The 17,633-nt window shown below is 67.5% G+C and carries 16 protein-coding genes; 14 read left to right on the forward strand and 2 right to left on the reverse strand.

Translation table 11 applies throughout. The annotated features are described in order from the left end of the window. Window positions 1-9: 9 nt before the first annotated feature. Complete coding sequence (locus CTR55_RS03845; protein ID WP_296284226.1) at window positions 10-1,866, reverse strand: DUF1302 domain-containing protein; 1,857 nt, start codon at window positions 1,864-1,866, stop codon at window positions 10-12. Between the two features lie 322 nt (window positions 1,867-2,188). Between CTR55_RS03845 and CTR55_RS03850 the strand changes: the two genes are divergently transcribed. The 7 genes from CTR55_RS03850 (at window position 2,189) to CTR55_RS03880 (ending at window position 9,961) form a co-directional block, all read left to right on the forward strand. Further along, window positions 2,189-3,778 carry an arylsulfatase gene (locus tag CTR55_RS03850; RefSeq protein WP_296284227.1) on the forward strand — a complete coding sequence of 530 codons (1,590 nt, stop codon included), beginning with the start codon at window positions 2,189-2,191 and terminating at the stop codon, window positions 3,776-3,778. 87 nt (window positions 3,779-3,865) lie between these two features. Continuing rightward, complete coding sequence (locus CTR55_RS03855) at window positions 3,866-4,840, forward strand: MoxR family ATPase (RefSeq protein WP_296284228.1); 975 nt, start codon at window positions 3,866-3,868, stop codon at window positions 4,838-4,840. Beyond that, window positions 4,821-5,771, forward strand: a complete 951-nt coding sequence (locus CTR55_RS03860) for a DUF58 domain-containing protein (RefSeq protein WP_296284229.1) — start codon at window positions 4,821-4,823, stop codon at window positions 5,769-5,771. The genes CTR55_RS03855 and CTR55_RS03860 overlap by 20 nt, the downstream gene beginning before the upstream one ends. Then, complete coding sequence (locus CTR55_RS03865) at window positions 5,768-6,262, forward strand: DUF4381 domain-containing protein (RefSeq protein ID WP_296284230.1); 495 nt, start codon at window positions 5,768-5,770, stop codon at window positions 6,260-6,262. Before CTR55_RS03860 ends, CTR55_RS03865 begins: the two co-directional genes overlap by 4 nt. Further along, window positions 6,249-7,223 (forward strand): VWA domain-containing protein, encoded by a 975-nt coding sequence (locus CTR55_RS03870; RefSeq protein WP_296284231.1) that lies wholly within the window; start codon window positions 6,249-6,251, stop codon window positions 7,221-7,223. Before CTR55_RS03865 ends, CTR55_RS03870 begins: the two co-directional genes overlap by 14 nt. Further along, window positions 7,224-8,723: a VWA domain-containing protein gene (locus CTR55_RS03875; RefSeq protein WP_296284232.1), complete on the forward strand. Its 1,500-nt coding sequence runs from the start codon at window positions 7,224-7,226 to the stop codon at window positions 8,721-8,723. It abuts the gene before it with no gap. Then, window positions 8,720-9,961 (forward strand): hypothetical protein, encoded by a 1,242-nt coding sequence (locus tag CTR55_RS03880; protein ID WP_296284233.1) that lies wholly within the window; start codon window positions 8,720-8,722, stop codon window positions 9,959-9,961. Before CTR55_RS03875 ends, CTR55_RS03880 begins: the two co-directional genes overlap by 4 nt. Here the strand turns inward: CTR55_RS03880 and CTR55_RS03885 are convergent. Continuing rightward, window positions 9,958-10,857, reverse strand: coding sequence for a LysR substrate-binding domain-containing protein (locus CTR55_RS03885; RefSeq protein WP_296284234.1), 900 nt, complete (start codon window positions 10,855-10,857; stop codon window positions 9,958-9,960). The two genes, CTR55_RS03880 and CTR55_RS03885, sit on opposite strands and share 4 nt — an antisense overlap. 110 nt (window positions 10,858-10,967) lie before the next feature. Here CTR55_RS03885 and CTR55_RS03890 point away from each other — a divergent pair, with 110 nt between their 5' ends. From CTR55_RS03890 to map, 7 genes are all read left to right on the forward strand, one after another. Further along, entirely contained in the window at window positions 10,968-11,441 is a 474-nt protein-coding gene (locus CTR55_RS03890) for a MaoC/PaaZ C-terminal domain-containing protein (protein ID WP_296284235.1), read from the forward strand. Then, window positions 11,441-12,586 (forward strand): acyl-CoA dehydrogenase family protein, encoded by a 1,146-nt coding sequence (locus tag CTR55_RS03895; protein WP_296284236.1) that lies wholly within the window; start codon window positions 11,441-11,443, stop codon window positions 12,584-12,586. Before CTR55_RS03890 ends, CTR55_RS03895 begins: the two co-directional genes overlap by 1 nt. Before the next feature lie 8 nt (window positions 12,587-12,594). Then, window positions 12,595-13,593, forward strand: a complete 999-nt coding sequence (locus CTR55_RS03900; protein WP_296284237.1) for an acyl-CoA dehydrogenase — start codon at window positions 12,595-12,597, stop codon at window positions 13,591-13,593. Between the two features lie 81 nt (window positions 13,594-13,674). Then, window positions 13,675-14,997 carry an MFS transporter gene (locus tag CTR55_RS03905; protein WP_296284238.1) on the forward strand — a complete coding sequence of 441 codons (1,323 nt, stop codon included), beginning with the start codon at window positions 13,675-13,677 and terminating at the stop codon, window positions 14,995-14,997. A gap of 26 nt (window positions 14,998-15,023) precedes the next feature. Next, window positions 15,024-16,304 (forward strand): CaiB/BaiF CoA-transferase family protein, encoded by a 1,281-nt coding sequence (locus CTR55_RS03910; protein ID WP_296284239.1) that lies wholly within the window; start codon window positions 15,024-15,026, stop codon window positions 16,302-16,304. A 96-nt stretch (window positions 16,305-16,400) separates the two neighbouring features. Next, window positions 16,401-16,610, forward strand: a complete 210-nt coding sequence (locus CTR55_RS03915; protein WP_296284240.1) for a ParD-like family protein — start codon at window positions 16,401-16,403, stop codon at window positions 16,608-16,610. Continuing rightward, complete coding sequence (map, locus tag CTR55_RS03920) at window positions 16,607-17,374, forward strand: type I methionyl aminopeptidase (RefSeq protein WP_296284241.1); 768 nt, start codon at window positions 16,607-16,609, stop codon at window positions 17,372-17,374. Before CTR55_RS03915 ends, map begins: the two co-directional genes overlap by 4 nt. The last annotated feature ends 259 nt before the right edge of the window (window positions 17,375-17,633 follow it).

The raw sequence follows: 17,633 nt of genomic DNA on the forward strand, positions 1-17,633 counted from the left end.
GGCGAAGGCTCAGAAGTTCATGCCGACGCTGACCGACATGTAGTCGCGGTCGGTCAGGCTGTTGTAATCGCCGCCGAAGTAGTTGGTGTAACTCAGGCTCGCCGTGTAGGTGTTCCGGTAGTCGGCATCCAGCCCCAGGCTGATGGCCTTGGCGCCTTCCTCGAAGCTCGGCCCGGTGCCGTTGATGTCCTGCGACCAGGCCATGTTCGGCTTGAAGTTGATGCCGGCGATGACGTTCGGGTAATCGAGCACGCCGCGCACGCGATAGCCCCACGAACTGCTGGTGTAGAAGCCCTTGTTGTTGCATTCCTGCTGCGGGTTGCTGGCCGTCGCGGTGCCGGCGGCAGTGCCGACGCATACCGACTGGTCAGCCAACTCGCCGGCGCCGAAGGTCGGGCTGCGGCCAAAGCGCAGGTCGCCTACCGAGTTGCCGATGCCGCTGATGTGGTCGTAGCCCACCTCCCCCACCAGGGTCAGGCGTTCGGCGCCCAGCACCTGGTCGAAGAACTGCGTGGCGGTGACCTGCACCTGGGTGAACGGCAGACGCTTGTAACCTTCGATCGCCGCGCCCGGTGCGTTGACCGCCTGGCCGTCGAGGAACACCGGCGACACCGCGGTGGTCACGCCATTGACCCGGCCCACCTGGTTGACCGCCGCCAGGTTCAGGTCGGCGGTGTTGATCTGCATCGGCATGTTCGGCCGGTAGCTCACCTCGCCGTTGAGCGCCACGCCGCCCAGGTTGGTCTGGAAGCTCAGGCCGTACAGGCGGATGTCTTCGGGGTAATCGACGAAGTAGCTGGCGCCGCGTACACGGCTGGCGGTGGTCAGCGCATTGGAGGCACCGGCGTAGGTGGTGCGGGTGAAGCTCAGGAACGGGTTGCGGCTGTGATAGTTCATCACGTACGCGCCCAGTTCGGTGTCGTTGAAGTCCGGCAGGAACCAGCGCATGGCCAGGCCGAACTGCCCGGAGTCGCCCGGCTCGTGGTCGTCGGTGCGCGGGATGTAGGCGTTGGCGCGGTTACCGGCGACATCGAGAATGGTGCCGGCGTTGGCACGCGGGTCGTTGGGCGCGAAGTCGGGGCCGGCGATCACCAGGCGGTCGTCGCAACCCTTGGCCACGGCGTCCACGGAGAAGAAGGTGCCACAGTTCTCGGTGATGGTCTTGTCCCACTTGACCTGGTAGAAGGCCTCGGCGGTGACGTTCTCGGAGAGGCCCTGGGAGAAGTACAGCAGCTGGATCGGCACCAGGGCTTCCTTCACCTCGGCGCCGGGGCGGCGCAGGGCCGAGACGTCCACCGGGTTGATGGAGTTGATCGAGTTGGGGATGAAGGTGCTCTCGCCCCAGCTCACCACCTGCTTGCCGAAGCGCACGTTGCCTGGCAGGTCGCCCAGCTGGTAGTTGTGGTAGACGAAGGCGTCGAGGAGTTCGCCGCCCGAGGCCTGGGCCGACTGGTCGCGGCCATGGTCGTCGATGTTGTAGTAGCGCAGGTCCTCGTCCTTGAGCTTGAAGTCGTACCAGTACTTGCCGCGCAGGAAGGCGCCGGAGTCGCCGTACTTCAGCTCCAGGTCATGGGTGCCCTTGAAGATCTTCGAGAACACGTCGCCCTTGCTGAAGTTCAGCCGGCCGTCGTCGGCGGTACGCGAGGCGGCCTTGCCCTTGGCGCCGACCACGTTGTAGTTGGAGATGAACTTCGGGTCGGGATTACTCAGCGCCCAGCTCATGCCCAGGGAAAGCGATGAGTCGAATTGGCCTTCGATCTCCCCGATATTGAAGTTGACGGCGTATGCGCAGGGTGCGCTCGCCAGGGCGATGGCCAAGGCCAGCGCCTGCGGTCGAAAGTGTCCGCGCATTGTTATTGTTGGCATGCGGTACTCCAGGTGGTCCAGGTGTTGGAGTGCGCATGCTGGCAGTGCTCGCAGACGGCAAAAACCGCCCGATCAGGTGATTTTCGCCCTCACCCTTGCAGGTGATTCACGCCTTTTTCGGCCGCCTGAACCGCCGCATTCGCGGCAACGGCGACGCTGTCTTCAGCCCCCACCGATACCGGCGGTAACGCCGCCCCCCTTCATTCACGGGCCGAATCACCCCGACAGGTGATAGGCAGCGCGCCGCTCCCTGGCTATCAATGCAGCGCCACCGCCGCCGCTGGCGGCAGACCACAAGAACAAGACCACGGAGTACCGTGCAATGACTCGCAAACACAGCTGGCTGCCGCGCCTCGCCCTGGCCGCCGGCCTGCTGGCCGGAGCCGGCGCCCAGGCGGCCGACAAACCGAACATCCTGGTGATCTTCGGCGACGACATCGGCCAGACCAACATCAGTGCCTATTCCCAGGGCGTGGTCGGCTACCGCACGCCGAACATCGACCGCATCGCCAAGGAGGGCATGCTGTTCACCGACTACTACGCGGAGAACAGCTGTACCGCCGGCCGCTCCACCTTCATCACCGGCCAGGCCTCGCTGCGCACCGGGCTGACCAAGGTCGGCGTGCCCGGCTCGACGGTCGGCCTGCAGGACCGCGACGTCACCCTGGCCCAGGTGCTCAAGGGCCAGGGCTACGCCACCGGCCAGTTCGGCAAGAACCACCTGGGCGACCGCGACGAATACCTGCCGACCAACCACGGCTTCGACGAATTCTTCGGCAATCTCTACCACCTCAACGCCGAGGAAGAACCCGAGCGCCCCTACTGGCCCAAGGATGCGAACAACCCCTATGTCCAGCACGCCTCACCGCGCGGGGTGATCCACTCCTACGCCGACGGCAAGATCGAGGACACCGGCGCGCTGACCAAGAAGCGCATGGAGACCATCGACGACGAGACCACCCAGGCGGCGATCAACTTCATCGAAAAGCAGGCCAAGGCTGACAAGCCGTTCTTCGTCTGGATGAACACCACGCGCATGCACCTCTATACCCATGTGCGCGATTCGATGAAGGGCCAGAGCGGCATGCCCGGCAACGAATACGCCGACGGCATGCTGGAGCACGACGGCGACGTCGGCAAACTGCTCAAGACCCTGGATGACCTGAAGCTCACAGACAACACCATCGTCGTCTATACCACCGACAACGGGCCGAACCGCTTCACCTGGCCGGACGCCGCCACCTCGCCGTTCCGCAACGAGAAGAACTCCAACTGGGAGGGCGCCTTCCGCGTGCCGGCGATGATCCGCTGGCCGGGGCACATCGACGCGGGGCAGGTTTCCAACGGCTTGTTCTCCGGGCTGGACTGGTTCCCCACCCTGCTCTCCGCCGTCGGCGTGCCCGACGCCAAGGACAAGCTGCTCAAGGGCTGGGCGCCAGTTGCCGGCGGCACCCACTTCAAGGTGCATCTGGACGGCTTCGACCAGCTCGCCTACCTGACCGGCAAGAGCCCCAAGAGCGCGCGCAACGAGTTCTACTACTTCAACGACGACGGCCAACTGGTGGCCATGCGCTTCGGCGACTGGAAAGCGGTGTTCTGCGAGCAGCGCAAGCCGGGCGGCTTCGAGGTGTGGAGCGAACCCTTCGTCTGCCTGCGGATTCCCAAACTGTTCAACCTGCGCATGGACCCGTACGAGACCGCTGACATCGTCTCCGACCAGTACAGCGACTGGATGGTGAAGAACGCCTACCTGCTGGGCATCGCCACCATGAAATCCGCGCAGTTCCTGCAGACCTTCGTCGACTGGCCGCCAAGCCAGCGCCCGGCCAGCTTCACCATCGACCAGGTGCAGCAGGCCGTGTACCAGAAGATCGCAGAGAAGGCCAAGCAGCAGGCGGCAGCCAAGCCCTGAGCCACCACCACACCCCTCCATTTCGAGGGGTGTGGTGCTTCCGTTCGCGCTGTACAACCCCAGGTAATACCGTACGGAGCCTCCCTCTTGGACATTCGCACCCAGCTCCTGGCCCTGGAGCGCAACCTCTGCCGCGTCGTACTGGGCCAGGAAACGGTGATCCGGCAACTGCTCATCGCCCTCCTGGCCGACGGCCACCTGCTGCTGGAAAGCCTCCCCGGCCTGGCCAAGACCCGCACCGTCAAGGCCCTGTCGCAGCACCTGCACGGCAAGATGAGCCGCATCCAGTTCACCCCGGACCTGCTGCCCTCGGACATCACCGGCGCGGAAACCCTCCACGCCCACGCCGGGCACACCGAGATCCGCTTCCAGCCGGGCCCGCTGTTCGGCAACCTGATCCTCGCCGACGAGATCAACCGCGCGCCGGCCAAGGTCCAGGCCGCCCTGCTCGAAGCCATGGAGGAACGCCAGATCACCTGCGCCGGCCACAGCTACCCGCTGCCGGAGCTGTACCTGGTGCTGGCCACACAGAACCCCATCGAACAGGAAGGCACCTACCCGCTGCCCGAAGCGCAGCTGGACCGCTTCCTGATGAAGCTGAAGCTGGACTACCCAGCACCCGAGCACGAAGAAACCATGCTGCGCCTGCTGCGTGCCGAACGCTGTGGCGGCGCGCGCGCCCGGGAAGCCGTGGAACCGCTGGACGCGGAAATCCTCCTGGCTGCTCGGGAACAGGTCGCCGCCCTCGAAGTGGCGCCGAGCATCGACCGCTACCTGGTCGACCTGATGCAGGCCAGCCGCTACCCCGCCGACTACGATGCGCAACTGGCGCGCTGGATCGAAGTCGGCATCAGCCCGCGCGGCGCGATCAGCCTGGACCGCGCCGGGCGTGCCCACGCCTGGCTGGAAGGTCGCGATCACGTCTTGCCCGACGACATCCACGCCGTGCTGCTGCCGGTCCTGCGCCATCGCCTGCTGCTCAGTTACGAGGCGATGGCCGAAGGTATCGACACCGACGCCGTGCTCCACCGGCTGCGTGACCATGTCGCCATTCCCGCCTGAGCGCCGGGCCGACGGCCTGGCCTACGCCGACCTTGGCCGCCTGCTGGCCCTGGAAGTTCCGGCGCGGCGCCTCGGTGCGCGCATCACCCGGCTGGCCGCCGCCAGCCTGATCGGCCAGCACACCTCGGCCCTGCGCGGGCGCGGGCTGGACTTCCAGGAACTGCGCCACTACCGCCCCGGCGACGACCTGCGGCGCCTCGACAGCCGCGCCACGCTGCGCCACGGCACACCGCTGGTGCGCAGCTTCAGCGAGGAGCGCGAGCGCCCGGCGCTGATCTGGGTCGACCAGCGCATGGACATGTTCTTCGGCTCGCGGCGCTACCTGAAATCCACCCTGGCCGCAGAACTCGGCGCACTGCTGGCATGGAGCACGTTACACGCTGGCGACCGGGTCGGCGGGCTGGTGTTCGGTGACCAGGATGAAGAGCGCCTGCGCCCCACTCGCAACCCGGCAGGCATACGCGCCTTCTGCGCGGCGCTGGTCCGGCACAACCATGCGTTGGCCGCTGACGGCGAGCCCGCGAACGGAGCGCGACTGAACCAGTTGCTGGAAGCACTGCTGGGCGTCCCGGAGCGCGGCGGCCAGCTTTACCTGGTCAGCGACTTCTCCGGCTGCGATGAACGCACCCGCGACCTGCTGCAACAGCTACGCCAGCGCCACCGAATTCTCGCGCTGCAGGTACTGGACCCGCTCGCCCTGCAACTGCACGGCGATACCCCGTTGAACCTGAGCGACGGCAATGCCTGGCTCGACCTTGACCTGCGCCGCAAGGCCGTGCGCCACCCCGTGCAGGCCTACCTGCGCGGCCGCCTGGACGCCGTGGCGGAACACCTGCGCCTGGCCCAGGTCCCGTTGCTGCGCCTGAGCACCGAGCAAGCGCCGCTCGATCAACTGCGCCGCGAATTGCTGCGCCCCGGCGTATCGGCATGAGCAGCACCGCGCCGAGCCTCAGGCAACTGCAGGAACTGCCGCTGCCGCCGCTGCCGCCTTACTGGCCACCCGCCTGGGGCTGGTGGGTACTGCTAGCCCTTCTGCTCACCGCAACCGCGCTGCTCGGCCTGCGTCGCTACCGCCGCTGGCGCGGCCAGCAGTACCGGCGCGAAGCCCTGGCGCAGCTCGATCTTCTGGCACGGCAAGCCCCGGAACAGCGGCGCGAGCTAGCCGCCCTGCTCAAGCGCTGCGTGCTCTCCGTCCCCACGCTGCACAACCGACGGGCAGAGATCGCCACATTGAAGGGCCCGGCCTGGCAGGAGTTTCTCCAGCGCCACTGCCCGACGCCTCTTGCCCCCGACTTCGCCACGCGCCTGACACAACTCGCCTACGCCCCCGCTGCGCAGTTGCAACGCTGGCCACAGGCGAACTGGGATGCCCTGTTCGCCCAGGCGCGCCTCTGGCTGGAAGCTCACCATGTGGCAGCTTGATTACCCCTGGTTGCTCGCCCTCTGGCCGCTCGGCCCACTCGCCGTGTGGCTGCTGCCCGTCCAGCGCGCGCCCCGCATGGCCCTGCGCGTCCCCTTCTTTGCCGAATTACGCCGCGTGCAGCGCTCGCCTTCCGGCAAGGCCCCCGAACGCTGGCAGGGGTGGCTCAACCAGCTCAACTGGTGCCTGTTGCTGCTGGCCCTCGCCCGCCCGGCGCTGTACGAGCCGCCACGCATGCTGGTCGAACCGGTACGCGATCTGGTGCTGGCCATCGACCTCTCGCAATCCATGGCCACCCAGGATTACCGCGACGCCCAGGGCCACCAGCTGGACCGCCTCAGCGCAGTGAAGCAGGTGCTGCATCAGTTCATCGCCCGGCGCAGCGGCGACCGCCTCGCGCTGGTGGTCTTCGGCAGCGGCGCTTACGTCCAGGCACCACTCACCCTCGATCACACAACGCTGCTGCACCTGCTGGACGACAGCGCCATCGGCATGGCCGGAGCGAACACTGCCATCGGCGATGCGATCGGACTGAGCCTGCGTCTGCTGGACGGCCAGACGGCGCACGAGCAGCAGATCGTCCTGCTCACCGACGGCAGCGACACCGCCAGTACCGTCCCCCCGGAGCGCGCGGTCGAACTGGCGGCGCAGCGTGGCGTGGTGCTGCAGACCATCGCCATCGGCGACAACAACAGACAAGGCGCGGAAAAGGTCGACAGCGAGCGCTTGCAGGCCCTGGCCGCGGCAACCGGCGGGCGCTTCTTCCGCGCCGAAGACCGCGAGGCGCTGGCCGGCGTCTACGCCGAACTGGACCGCAGCGCCCCCCATCCGCAGCCACGGGTTGGCCCGCGCCCGCGTCATGAAGGCTTCTACTGGCCGCTGGGCCTGGCCCTGTTACTGACCTGCTGCGGCCATCTGCTGGCCGCCAGCGCCTTGCGCCTGCCCAACTGGCGGAGAACCTGAATGGACGGCGTGCAGTTCCATCGCCCGCTCTGGCTGCTGCTGATCGTCGGGGCGCTCCTGCTGCACCGGCTCTGGCGCCGTCGCCAGGACCTCGGCCGGCGGCTGGCTGAACGTATCGCCCCGCATTTGCTGCAGCACCTGTTGCTCGATCAGCGAGGCAGTGGCCGTTTCAACCCCGCGCACCTGTTGACGCTGTTCCTCTGTCTTGGCGCGGTTGCCGCCGCCGGCCCCATCTGGCGCGGGCACTCCGCGGACCTGGCCGATGACCACGGCCTGCTGATCCTCGCCGTCGAACTCTCGCCCAGCATGGATTCGCCGGACCGGCGCCCCACCCGCCTGGCAGCCGTGAAACGCAAGCTGCGCGATCTGCTCAAGGACCGCCAGGGCGCACCCACCGCCCTGATCGCCTACGCCGGCACCGCGCATCTGGTGCTGCCGCCCACCAACGACGCCGGCCTGCTGGAAAGCTACCTGCAAGCGCTGTCCACCGCCCTGATCGAAACGCCCGGCAGCGACCTGCGCGGCGTCCAGCGCCTGGCCACGAGCCTCGCCGAGGAAACGGCCGCGCCCGCCAGCCTGGTGCTGTTCGCCGACGACGCCGACCCGCGCCAGTTCGACAGCCTCAAGCGCCATACCAGCGACGCCCTGCAATGGCTGCTGGTGGATTGCAGCGCGACGTCCACGGGCCGGTCCGCGTTGCTGGACAAACTGGCCGACACCCTGGATGCAGGCCTGCGTGAACTGAGCCTGGACGACAGCGACGTCCGCTGGATCGACCGGCAAGCGCTGCGCCATTTCCAGGCTCGCCAGCAAGCCTCGGAAGGTTCACGGGAAGCCGGTTACTGGCTGTGCTGGGCACTGCTGCCGGTGGTGCTGCTCAGCCTGCGCCGGGGCTGCCGGGTCCATTGGCTGGGAGCGGTGCTGCTGGCCCTGGGCGCGACGCTGCCAAGCCCGCCCGCCATGGCCTCGACCTGGCTGGACGCCTTCGCCAGCCCGGACCAGCAAGGCCGCTGGGCCGTCGAGCAAGGGCGTCCGGCACTGGCCGCCAAACGTTTCGAAGACCCGTACTGGAAGGCCCTGGCGACCTACCAGGCGGCGGACTACGCGGGCGCCCTCGCCCAGTTTTCCCGCCTCGGCACGGCCGAGGCGCTGTTCTACGCAGGCAACTGCCACGCCCGGCAGTACCAGCTCGGCGATGCCATCACCGCCTACCGCCGTGCCCTGGCATTGAAAGCGGACTTCCCCCAGGCCCGCGCCAACCTCGCTCTGGTGGAAGCGCTGGAGAAGGACCGCGAGGACGCCGAACGCAATGCGCCGAAGCAGCAAGCCGACGACGAAGTCATCGACGACTCGGCGAAAAAGGGACAAAGCGTTACCCAGCCTGCCGGCGAAAGGCCGGCCGACGAACATTGGCTGGACAGCCTGCAGACCTCGCCCGCTGCCTTCCTGCGCAACAAGTTCCGCGTGCAGGACAGCCACGCCAGGGAGACGACCCCGTGACGCGCGTGCTCCTGACGCTGATGCTGCTGGCGGCGTTCGTCTCTGCTGCCCGCGCCGCCGAACCGCAATTGCGCGTCGAAGCACAACTCCTTCCCGACTCGACGGTGAGCCTGGGCGCGACGCTGACGCTGCAACTGGACGTGCTGACGGACACCTGGTTCACCGCCGCGCCAGTGCTCGCCGACCTGCCGCTGCCAGGCACCCGCGTCGCCGCGCCGACCGGCTCCCCCGTGCACCTGACTCTGGAGCGTGACGGGCAAACCTTCTTCGGCCTGCGCTACCTGTACCGGATCACGCCCCGCCAGGTGCAGCGTTTCGAAATCCCCTCGCTGACGGTCAGCGCACAGGTCGGCCAGGCAACGGAAACCCTGCACACCCGCAGCGCGCCTCTCGCCTTCAGCGTGTTACCCGCTCCAGACGACGGCGCCAGCCTGGTGGCCGACTCGCTGCAACTTCGCCAGATTCTGCAGCCGCCGGCTGCTGCCTACCGAGTCGGCGACAGCCTGGAACGCCGAGTCGAACTGCAAACCCGTGGCACCCCGATGGAACTGCTGCCGCCCACGCGCTTCAGTGCTTTGGAGGGCACCCGCCAATACCCGCAACCGGTCCGACTGGAAGCACTGAGCGACGGGCGCGGCCATGGCGAAGGAGCCTTGCGCGTGGACAGCATCGTCTATCAGTTCGAACGGCCGGGCCGCTTCGACCTGCCGCCACTGGAACTGCGCTGGCGGGAAGCCGGCAGCGGCGCTTTGCATGTGGAGCACCTGCCCGGCCTGACACTGGAAGTAGCCGCCCTTCCGACCTCGGCCACGCGCCTGGCATGGCGGGAGCGGTTGGGTCTGTGGCTCGAGCGCCATGCCCTGGGCGGGCTGCTGCTGATCGCCGGCCTGGCTCTGGGCTGGCAATGGCTCGCCGGGCTCGCGGCAGCGGCACTGCAATGGCTGCGCAGTCGCTTCATGCTCCTGCGTCGGCGCTACCGGGAGTCAGAGCATCAAGCCTGGAGCCAGCTACTTCGGCAATTGCACCAGCAACCGCCGCGCCTGGACGGCCTCTACCGCTGGCTGCAGCGACAGCAGCTGCGCTCAACCGAACTGCAACGTTCCCTGCGCCTGCTGTACGGCAATGCACCCGATACCACGCGGGGCATCCGCGAGCTGCGCCGGTTGCTGCCGAAACTGCGCCGGCAACGCGGTGAGCCGCGCTCCCGTCGCCCCGCATTGCGCAAGCTCAACCCCTAGCCTTCCGCCGCCAACAACTCCACCGCTACATCGCGGAACTGCCGCACCACGCGGCTTTCGTTGTCCGGGTTGTAGACCAGGGCGAGAGCCACCGTGCGCTCCTGGTGCGGGGTTTCCAGTTCGAGGAAGCACACCGGCGCCGACGAGTTGCGCGCGTGTAACGCCGGCACCAGCGCCACGCCCAGCCCACACGCCACCAGGCTGATCGCCGCCTGCACCTGGGTGGTGGAATGCACCAGTTGCGGCACGAAGCCCGCTGCCTGGCACAGCTGCAACAACACGTAGTGCAGGCCCTCGGTGTGCGGGTAATCGATCAGTGGCTGGTCGGCCACCTCCGCCAGGTGCACGCGGCGGCGGCCGCTCAGTGCCAATGGGCTGTCCTGCGGGACGACCAGCATCATCGGCTCCCACACCAGCGGGATCAGTTTGAGCGCGGTCGGCTGCGGCAGCGGGAAGCGCACCAGGCCAACGTCGGCGTGGCCGTTCTCCACCAGCTCCAGCACCCCACTGGAGGGCAGTTCGCGCAGCTCCAGGGCGACGCCCGGATAGCGCCGGCGAAACTCCGGAATCAACCGGGGAATCAGCGACAGCGTTGCCGAGCCCACCGAGCCCAGCGTCAGTTGCCCGCGCTCACCCGCTCCCGCCTCCAGTGCATAGCGCCGCGCTTGTTGCAGGTGCAGTAGCGCCTTGCGCAATTCCGGCAGCACCGCCTCGCCCGCTTCGGTGAGGGTCACCTGGCGGGTAGTGCGCTCGAACAGCGGCAGGCCGATGTCCACTTCCAGCTTGCGGATCGACACCGACAGCGGCGGCTGGGACATGTGCAGGCGCTCGGCGGCCTCGCGGAAGTTCAGGGTCTCGGCCAGGGCGAGGAACTGGTGAATCTGGCGCAGCTCCATACTGATACTCCGTATGTATCAATCGTTATCCAAATAATATTGGATGAGTACGAGCGCTGACCATAGCCTGACCCCACTCGACGACAACAATCCCAACAGGAGAGTGCTGCATGGCGCACAACGAAATCGCCCTCGGGCAAGGCTATTACTGGCAGCAGATCGAAGCCGGCCAGCGTTTCCGTACCTTCCGCCGGACCGTCACCGAGGCCGACCTGATCGGCTTCATCGGCGTCACCGGGCAGACCGAAGTGATCTTCATCGACAGCACCTTCAACGGCGCCATCCAGGGCCGCCCGGTGCCGGCCGCGCTGAGCTACAGCCTGATCGAGGGCATCCTCATGCAGACCATGCTGCAAGGCACCGGCCTGGCCCTGCTGGAACTGCACAAGAGCGTGCGCGGCCCGGTGGTCGTAGGCGACACCCTGGAAGCCGTGGTGGAGATCGAGGAAGTCCGCCCGACCTCCAAGCACAACCGCGCCGTGGTCACCTCCCGCGTCTTCGTGCTCAACCAGCGTGAGGAAACGGTGATGGAGTACCAGGTCAAGCGTCTGCTCGCCGGCCGCCCCGAACGGGGAGAAGGCTGATGCTCGAAGCCCTCGATTTCCGCGCGCTGCCGGCGCGGCACGAGGCCTTGCGCGAGGAACTGCGCAGCTTCCTCGCCGAGCGCCTGCGGGACTATCCCACCGATCTGCGGGCGCGCAGCTGGCAAGGCTTCGACGCCGACTTCAGCCGCGCACTGGCCGAACGCGGCTGGGTCGGCCTGACCCTGCCGCGCGAGTATGGCGGCGCCGGCCTCGACCCACTGGCGCGCTTCGTGGTGGTGGAGGAGCTGCTCTGCGCCGGCGCCCCGGTGGCTGCCCACTGGATCGCCGACCGCCAGAGCGGCCCGTTGCTGCTGCGCTTCGGCAGCGAGGAGCAAAAGCGCCAGCACCTGCCGGCGATCTGCCGGGGCGAGCAGTTCTTCTGCATCGGCATGAGCGAGCCGAACTCCGGCTCGGACCTGGCCAGCGTGCGCACCCGCGCCGAAGCCAATGCCGGCGGCTGGCTGCTCAACGGGCAGAAAATCTGGACCACCTACGCCCAGCACAGCCACTACATGATCGCCCTGGTACGCACCTCCGGCAGCGCCCAGGACCGTCATCGCGGGCTGTCGCAGGTACTGGTCGACCTCTCGCTGCCGGGCGTGGACATTCGCCCGATCCGCGACCTCACCGGCGCCGAGCACTTCTGCGAAGTGTTCTTCGACAACGTGCAATTGCCGGCCGAAGCACTGGTGGGCGAGGAAGGCGAAGGCTGGAAGCAGGTCACCGCCGAGCTGGCCTTCGAGCGCAGCGGGCCGGAACGCATCTATTCCAGCATCGCCCTGCTCGATGCCTGGCTGGACTGGCTGCGTACCCGGCCTCAAGCGGGCCAGGAGCGTTTGCTGGGGCAACTGCTGAGTGAACTGATGGTGCTGCGCGCGCTGTCGGTCAGCCTCGTCGCACAACTGGCCGAAGGCCGCAGTCCGGTGGTGGAAGCGGCGCTGGTGAAGGATCTGGGCACCAGCTTCGAGCAGTCCATCCCCACCCTGCTCGGCGACCTGCTGGGTGCGCTGGAAGGCGCCGCCGTCCCGCACCTGCTGCAACGCACCCTGGCCTATCTGGAACGCATGGCCCCGGTGTTCTCCCTGCGCGGCGGCACCCGCGAAATCCTCCGCGGCGTAATCGCCCGCGGCCTCGGCTTGCGATAGGAACTTCCATGAGCCTCGACAACCTCATTCTCGACGCCTTCGGCCAGTGGCTGGAAGGCGAAGTCAGCGCCGAGCGCGTGCGCCTCATCGACCTGGGCGAACCCGCCGATGCGCTGTGGCGCTCGCTGGCCGAGCACGGCTTCGCCGACCTGCTGCTACCCGAGGAACTTGGCGGCGCGGCAGCCAGCGCGGAAACCGCCTGCCACCTGCTGTTCGCCGCCGGTGGCGCGGCCCTGCCGCTGCCGCTCGCCAGCACCTGGTGGGCACGCCTGGCACTGGCCGACGCCGGCCTCGCGCTGCCCGACGGCCCCATTGCCCTGGCCCGTGGCGAGCGCGATGGCAGCGGCCTGCGTTGCCCTTCGGTGCCGTTTGCCGCGCAGTCACGCTGGGTACTGGCAGCGCTGGTGGAAGGCGCTTGGCTGTTGCCGATGGCAAGCGCGCAACGCCGCGCGGATGGTATCCACGCCAGCGCCACCGAGGAACTGTATTGGCCCAGCCTGCCCGACGATGCCCAGCGTCTGCCGACGGAGCGCAACTGGCGCGCCCTGGGTGCCGCCTTCAGCGCGGCGCTGATTGCCGGTGCCGCCGAGCGGGTGCTGCAACTCACCCTGGAATACGCCACTACCCGCCAGCAGTTCGGCAAGCCGGTCGGCGGCTTCCAGGCCATCCAGCAGCAGATCAGTGTACTCGCCGAGGAAGTCTTCGCCGCGCGCATGGCGGCGCAGCTGGCATTACGCGGCCCTGCCTGGCCGCAGGCGATCCCGGCGGCGGTGGCGAAAGCCCGTTGCAGCAGCGCGGCGGTGCGCATCTGCAACATCGCCCATGCGGTGTTCGGCGCCATCGGCGTCACCGAGGAATGCGACCTGCAGCTCTACACCCGGCGCCTCTATGCCTGGCGCGCGGACTTCGGCAGCGAAGCGTACTGGCAGCCGCTGATCGGCCGCGCGGCCCTGCGGGAGAACGGCGACAGCCTGGCCTTCCTGCGCCGTCACCTGCCCGCCGCCTGAAGCGTGCCGCCCGCGGGCGGCACCTCGCAACGTGCCTCTCATAACCGTGCTTCTCATAACAATCACAACGGGAGAACACCGATGGCCCACACTCTCAGCCAATCGCACAGCGCCGCCTCATCGGGCGCGGCCGCCAGCGCCCGGCCCATCGCCTGGCGCACCATCATCGCCGGCAGCGTCGGCAACACCGTGGAGTGGTACGACTGGACGGTCTACACCGCCTTCGCCCTCTACTTCAGCCACCAGTTCTTCCCCTCGGACAACGAGACCACCGCCCTGCTCGCCTCCTTCGCGGTGTTCGCCATCGGTTTTGCCATGCGCCCGCTGGGCGGCTGGCTGATCGGCATCTTCAATGACCGCGCCGGGCGCAAGGCAGCGCTCAACCTGACCATCCTGATGATGGCGCTGCCTTCGCTGCTGATCAGCCTGATGCCCACCTACGCCAGCATCGGCGTCGCCGCGCCCTTGCTGATGGTGTTGGCGCGCATGGTCCAGGGGCTGTCAGTGGGCGGCGAGTATGGCGCCGCCGCGACCTTCCTCGCCGAGTCCGCGCCGGCCAGCCAGCGCGGCCTGTACTCGGGCTTCTTTTTCGCCAGTATCGCCCTCGGCCTGCTGTTCGCCTCGGGCCTGGCCTGGGTGCTGAGCCAGTGGCTGAGCCGTGAGCAACTGATCGACTTCGGCTGGCGCATTCCGTTCTTCATCGGCGGCCTGGGCAGCCTCGCCGGCTTCTGGATTCGCCACGGCGTGGAAGAAACCGCCGCCTTCCGCAAGGGCCAGGAACAACGTCGCGGCCAGCGTCTCGAGCAACCGCTGCGCACCCTCTGGCGCGAGCACCCGGAAGCGGTGAAACGCCTGGTGGGCATCAGCCTGCTCGGCGCCTTCGCCTTCTACCTGTTCGTCAGCTACCTGCCGGTACACGCCATCCGCACCCTGGGCGTCGAGCCGGGCACCGCCTATGCCGCCAGCAGCCTGGCGCTGGTGGTGTTCATGCTTTCCCAGCCGCTGTTCGGCTGGCTGTCCGACCGCATCGGCCGGCGCCCGCAGCTGATCGTCTTCGCCCTGGGCTACGCCGCGCTGCTGTACCCGGTGGTGCGCTCGATGAACGCCTCGTTCACCTCGATCCTCGCCGTCGAACTGTTCGGCCTGCTGCTCTACGGGCTGTATTCGGCCATCGCCCCGGCAATCAAGTCGGAACTGTTCAGCACCGACATCCGCGCCCTGGGCATCGGCCTGCCGTACAACCTGGTGGTAGCGATATTCGGCGGTACCACACCGTACCTGATGACCTGGCTGCAGAGCCGTGGCCAGGAACAGTGGTTCCTGGTCTACGTCTCGGTCATGGCCCTGATCACCCTGGTGGCCTTCGTGCGCATGCCCGAAACCCGTGGCAAAGACCTGCACTGAAGCCCCAAAAGGGATTGGAGAGAAGCATGAGCAATAGCCAAACCACCCCGCAGGGCGCGCTTTCCGGTCTGCGCGTCCTGGACCTCTCGCGGGTCCTTGCCGGGCCCTGGGCCACGCAGATCCTCGGCGACCTGGGCGCCGAGGTGATCAAGGTGGAACGCCCCACCCACCGCGACGACACCCGCACCTGGGGCCCGCCCTTCCTCGAAGACAGCAGCCCGACCTGGGATGCCGCCTACTACTTCTGCGCCAACCGCAACAAGCGCGCCATCGCCGTGGACTTCGGCCACCCCGACGGCGCCGAACTGCTGCGCCGCCTGGCCACCTCGGCGGATGTGCTGGTGGAGAACTACAAGGTCGGCACCCTGGCCCGCTATGGCCTCGACTATGCCGCGCTCAAGGCGCTCAACCCGAAGCTGATCTACTGCTCGGTCACCGGCTTCGGCCAGACCGGCCCCTACGCCGGGCGCGGCGGCTACGACTTCCTGGTGCAGGGCATGAGCGGGCTGATGAGCATCACCGGGCGCCGCGACGACGAGCCCGGCGCCGGGCCGCTGAAGGTCGGCCTGCCAGTCAGCGACCTGTTCTGCGGGCTCTACGCGACCATCTCGATCCTCGCCGCGCTGAACCATCGCCACACCAGCGGCGAAGGCCAGCACATCGACTGCGCGCTGCTCGACAGCCAGCTGTCGCTGATGGCCAACCAGGCGATGAACCACCTGGTCAGCGGGCAGGTGCCGCAACGCCTGGGCAACGCCCATCCCAACGTGGTGCCCTACCGCGACTTCGCCTGCAGCGACGACTACATCCTCGTCGCCTGTGGCTCCGACGGGCAGTTCCAGGCGCTGTGCCGCCTGCTCGGCCGTGACGACCTCGGCGGCGACCCGCGCTTCACCCGCAACCCCGGCCGCAGCGAACACCGCCGCGAACTGGAAGTGGAACTGGCGAAAAGCATCGGAGGCTGGCGCGCCGCCGATCTGCTGGCGGCCATGGAAAAGGCAGGCGTGCCCGGCGGGCCGATCAACAACCTGCAGCAGGCCCTGGCCGATCCGCAGGTACAGGCCCGTGGCCTGTTGCAGACCCTGACCCGGCAGGACGGCACCCAAGTCACCCTGCTCGGCTACCCGGCGCGCTTCTCTGCCTCGCCGCCAACCTACCGCCTGGCCCCGCCGATGTTCGCCCAGGACACCGCGCAGGTGCTGGCCGAGCAACTGGGGCTGGCCACCGAGCAACTGGCGGAACTGGCCGGCAAGGGCGCGATCGCCCTGGCCCAGCCGCTGGCCGAGCCCATCCCGAAGGCCGGCTGAAGCGCCGGCTTTGCATCCTCTCGCCTCGATCAATATGATGCATATATGTTTTGTTATGCTTCATAGCGAATTACGTCAGAGAGAGGCGAGAAAATCATGGGCATCATCAACCTGGACGACGACCTGCACGACCAGCTGCGCCGCGCCAGCTCCGTGGCCTGCCGGTCGATCAACGCCCAGGCGGCGTTCTGGATCAAGATCGGCATGCTCTGCGAGCTGGAACCCACCCTGAGCTACAACCAGATCGTCACCCGCGAACTGCAGGAAGCCGGGGTCAGCTACCCCGCCGCGGGAGGCGCCAAGTGACCAAGACCCCGGCGGAACTGGCACTGATGGCCGAATCGGGTCGGCTACTGGCAAGGGTCTTCGGCTTCGTCGACAGCCTGCCGCTGCAAGGCATGACCACCCTGGAAGTGAATGACCGAGTCGAGCGCTACATCGTCGATGAGCTGCAGGCGCGGCCGGCCAGCAAGGGCCAGTACGGCTTCGCCTACGTGCTCAACTCCTCGCCTAACCAGGTGGTCTGCCATGGCGTGCCATCGGCGGCGGACCGGCTGCAGGACGGCGATATCGTCAACTTCGACATCACCCTGGAGAAGAACGGCTTCATCGCCGATTCGAGCAAGACCTACCTGATCGGCAACGTCTCGCCCGCCGCCCGGCGGCTGGTGGAAATCACCTACGAGGCCCTGTGGAAAGGCATCCGCGCGGTGAAGCCCGGCGCGCGCCTGGGCGACATCGGCCACGCCATCGAGCGGCACGCCCGCCAACACGGCTACACCGTGGTCGAGGACTACTGCGGCCACGGCATCGGTCGCGAGATGCACGAGCCGCCGCAAGTGCTGCACTTCGGCCGCCCACGGACCGGGCAGGTGCTCAGGGAAGGCATGACCTTCACCATCGAACCGATGCTCAACCAGGGGCATTCCGGGGTGAAAACCCTGGCGGATGAATGGACCGTGGTCACCCTCGACGGCAAGCTCTCCGCCCAGTTCGAGCACACGGTGGCGGTCACCGCCAAGGGATTCGAAGTCCTGACGCTGCGCCCCGAGGAACGCGCGCTCCTTTAGCGAAAAATGCGCCTATGCGGACCGTAGGACGGATAACCCGGAACGGGTTATCCGCCGCTTGCCTCAAGGCGCATAACGCTGGCGCGTTATGCGCCCTACGATCCGAGCACCAACCCATCTGCCAAAGCACGCCATGCCTGCGGCAGCCCGAGCGTGGGGGTATCGCGGATGAATCCACTCAGGAATCATTATTGCAGCAATATTGCCTTATACGACGCTCGATTGCTGATCTATAGAAATACCTGCAACTAAACGCCAT

It is taken from the genome of Pseudomonas sp., from assembly GCF_002796985.1.
GTDB lineage: Bacteria > Pseudomonadota > Gammaproteobacteria > Pseudomonadales > Pseudomonadaceae > Pseudomonas.

Bases quoted from the DNA above. Each gene is read 5' to 3' on its own strand.
- CTR55_RS03845 (WP_296284226.1), bottom strand. From the start codon at position 1,866: ATGCCAACAATAACAATGCGCGGACACTTTCGACCGCAGGCGCTGGCC.
- CTR55_RS03850 (WP_296284227.1), top strand. From the start codon at position 2,189: ATGACTCGCAAACACAGCTGGCTGCCGCGCCTCGCCCTGGCCGCCGGC.
- CTR55_RS03860 (WP_296284229.1), top strand. From the start codon at position 4,821: ATGTCGCCATTCCCGCCTGAGCGCCGGGCCGACGGCCTGGCCTACGCC.
- CTR55_RS03865 (WP_296284230.1), top strand. From the start codon at position 5,768: ATGAGCAGCACCGCGCCGAGCCTCAGGCAACTGCAGGAACTGCCGCTG.
- CTR55_RS03870 (WP_296284231.1), top strand. From the start codon at position 6,249: ATGTGGCAGCTTGATTACCCCTGGTTGCTCGCCCTCTGGCCGCTCGGC.
- CTR55_RS03875 (WP_296284232.1), top strand. From the start codon at position 7,224: ATGGACGGCGTGCAGTTCCATCGCCCGCTCTGGCTGCTGCTGATCGTC.
- CTR55_RS03885 (WP_296284234.1), bottom strand. From the start codon at position 10,857: ATGGAGCTGCGCCAGATTCACCAGTTCCTCGCCCTGGCCGAGACCCTG.
- CTR55_RS03890 (WP_296284235.1), top strand. From the start codon at position 10,968: ATGGCGCACAACGAAATCGCCCTCGGGCAAGGCTATTACTGGCAGCAG.
- CTR55_RS03895 (WP_296284236.1), top strand. From the start codon at position 11,441: ATGCTCGAAGCCCTCGATTTCCGCGCGCTGCCGGCGCGGCACGAGGCC.
- CTR55_RS03900 (WP_296284237.1), top strand. From the start codon at position 12,595: ATGAGCCTCGACAACCTCATTCTCGACGCCTTCGGCCAGTGGCTGGAA.
- CTR55_RS03905 (WP_296284238.1), top strand. From the start codon at position 13,675: ATGGCCCACACTCTCAGCCAATCGCACAGCGCCGCCTCATCGGGCGCG.
- CTR55_RS03910 (WP_296284239.1), top strand. From the start codon at position 15,024: ATGAGCAATAGCCAAACCACCCCGCAGGGCGCGCTTTCCGGTCTGCGC.
- CTR55_RS03915 (WP_296284240.1), top strand. From the start codon at position 16,401: ATGGGCATCATCAACCTGGACGACGACCTGCACGACCAGCTGCGCCGC.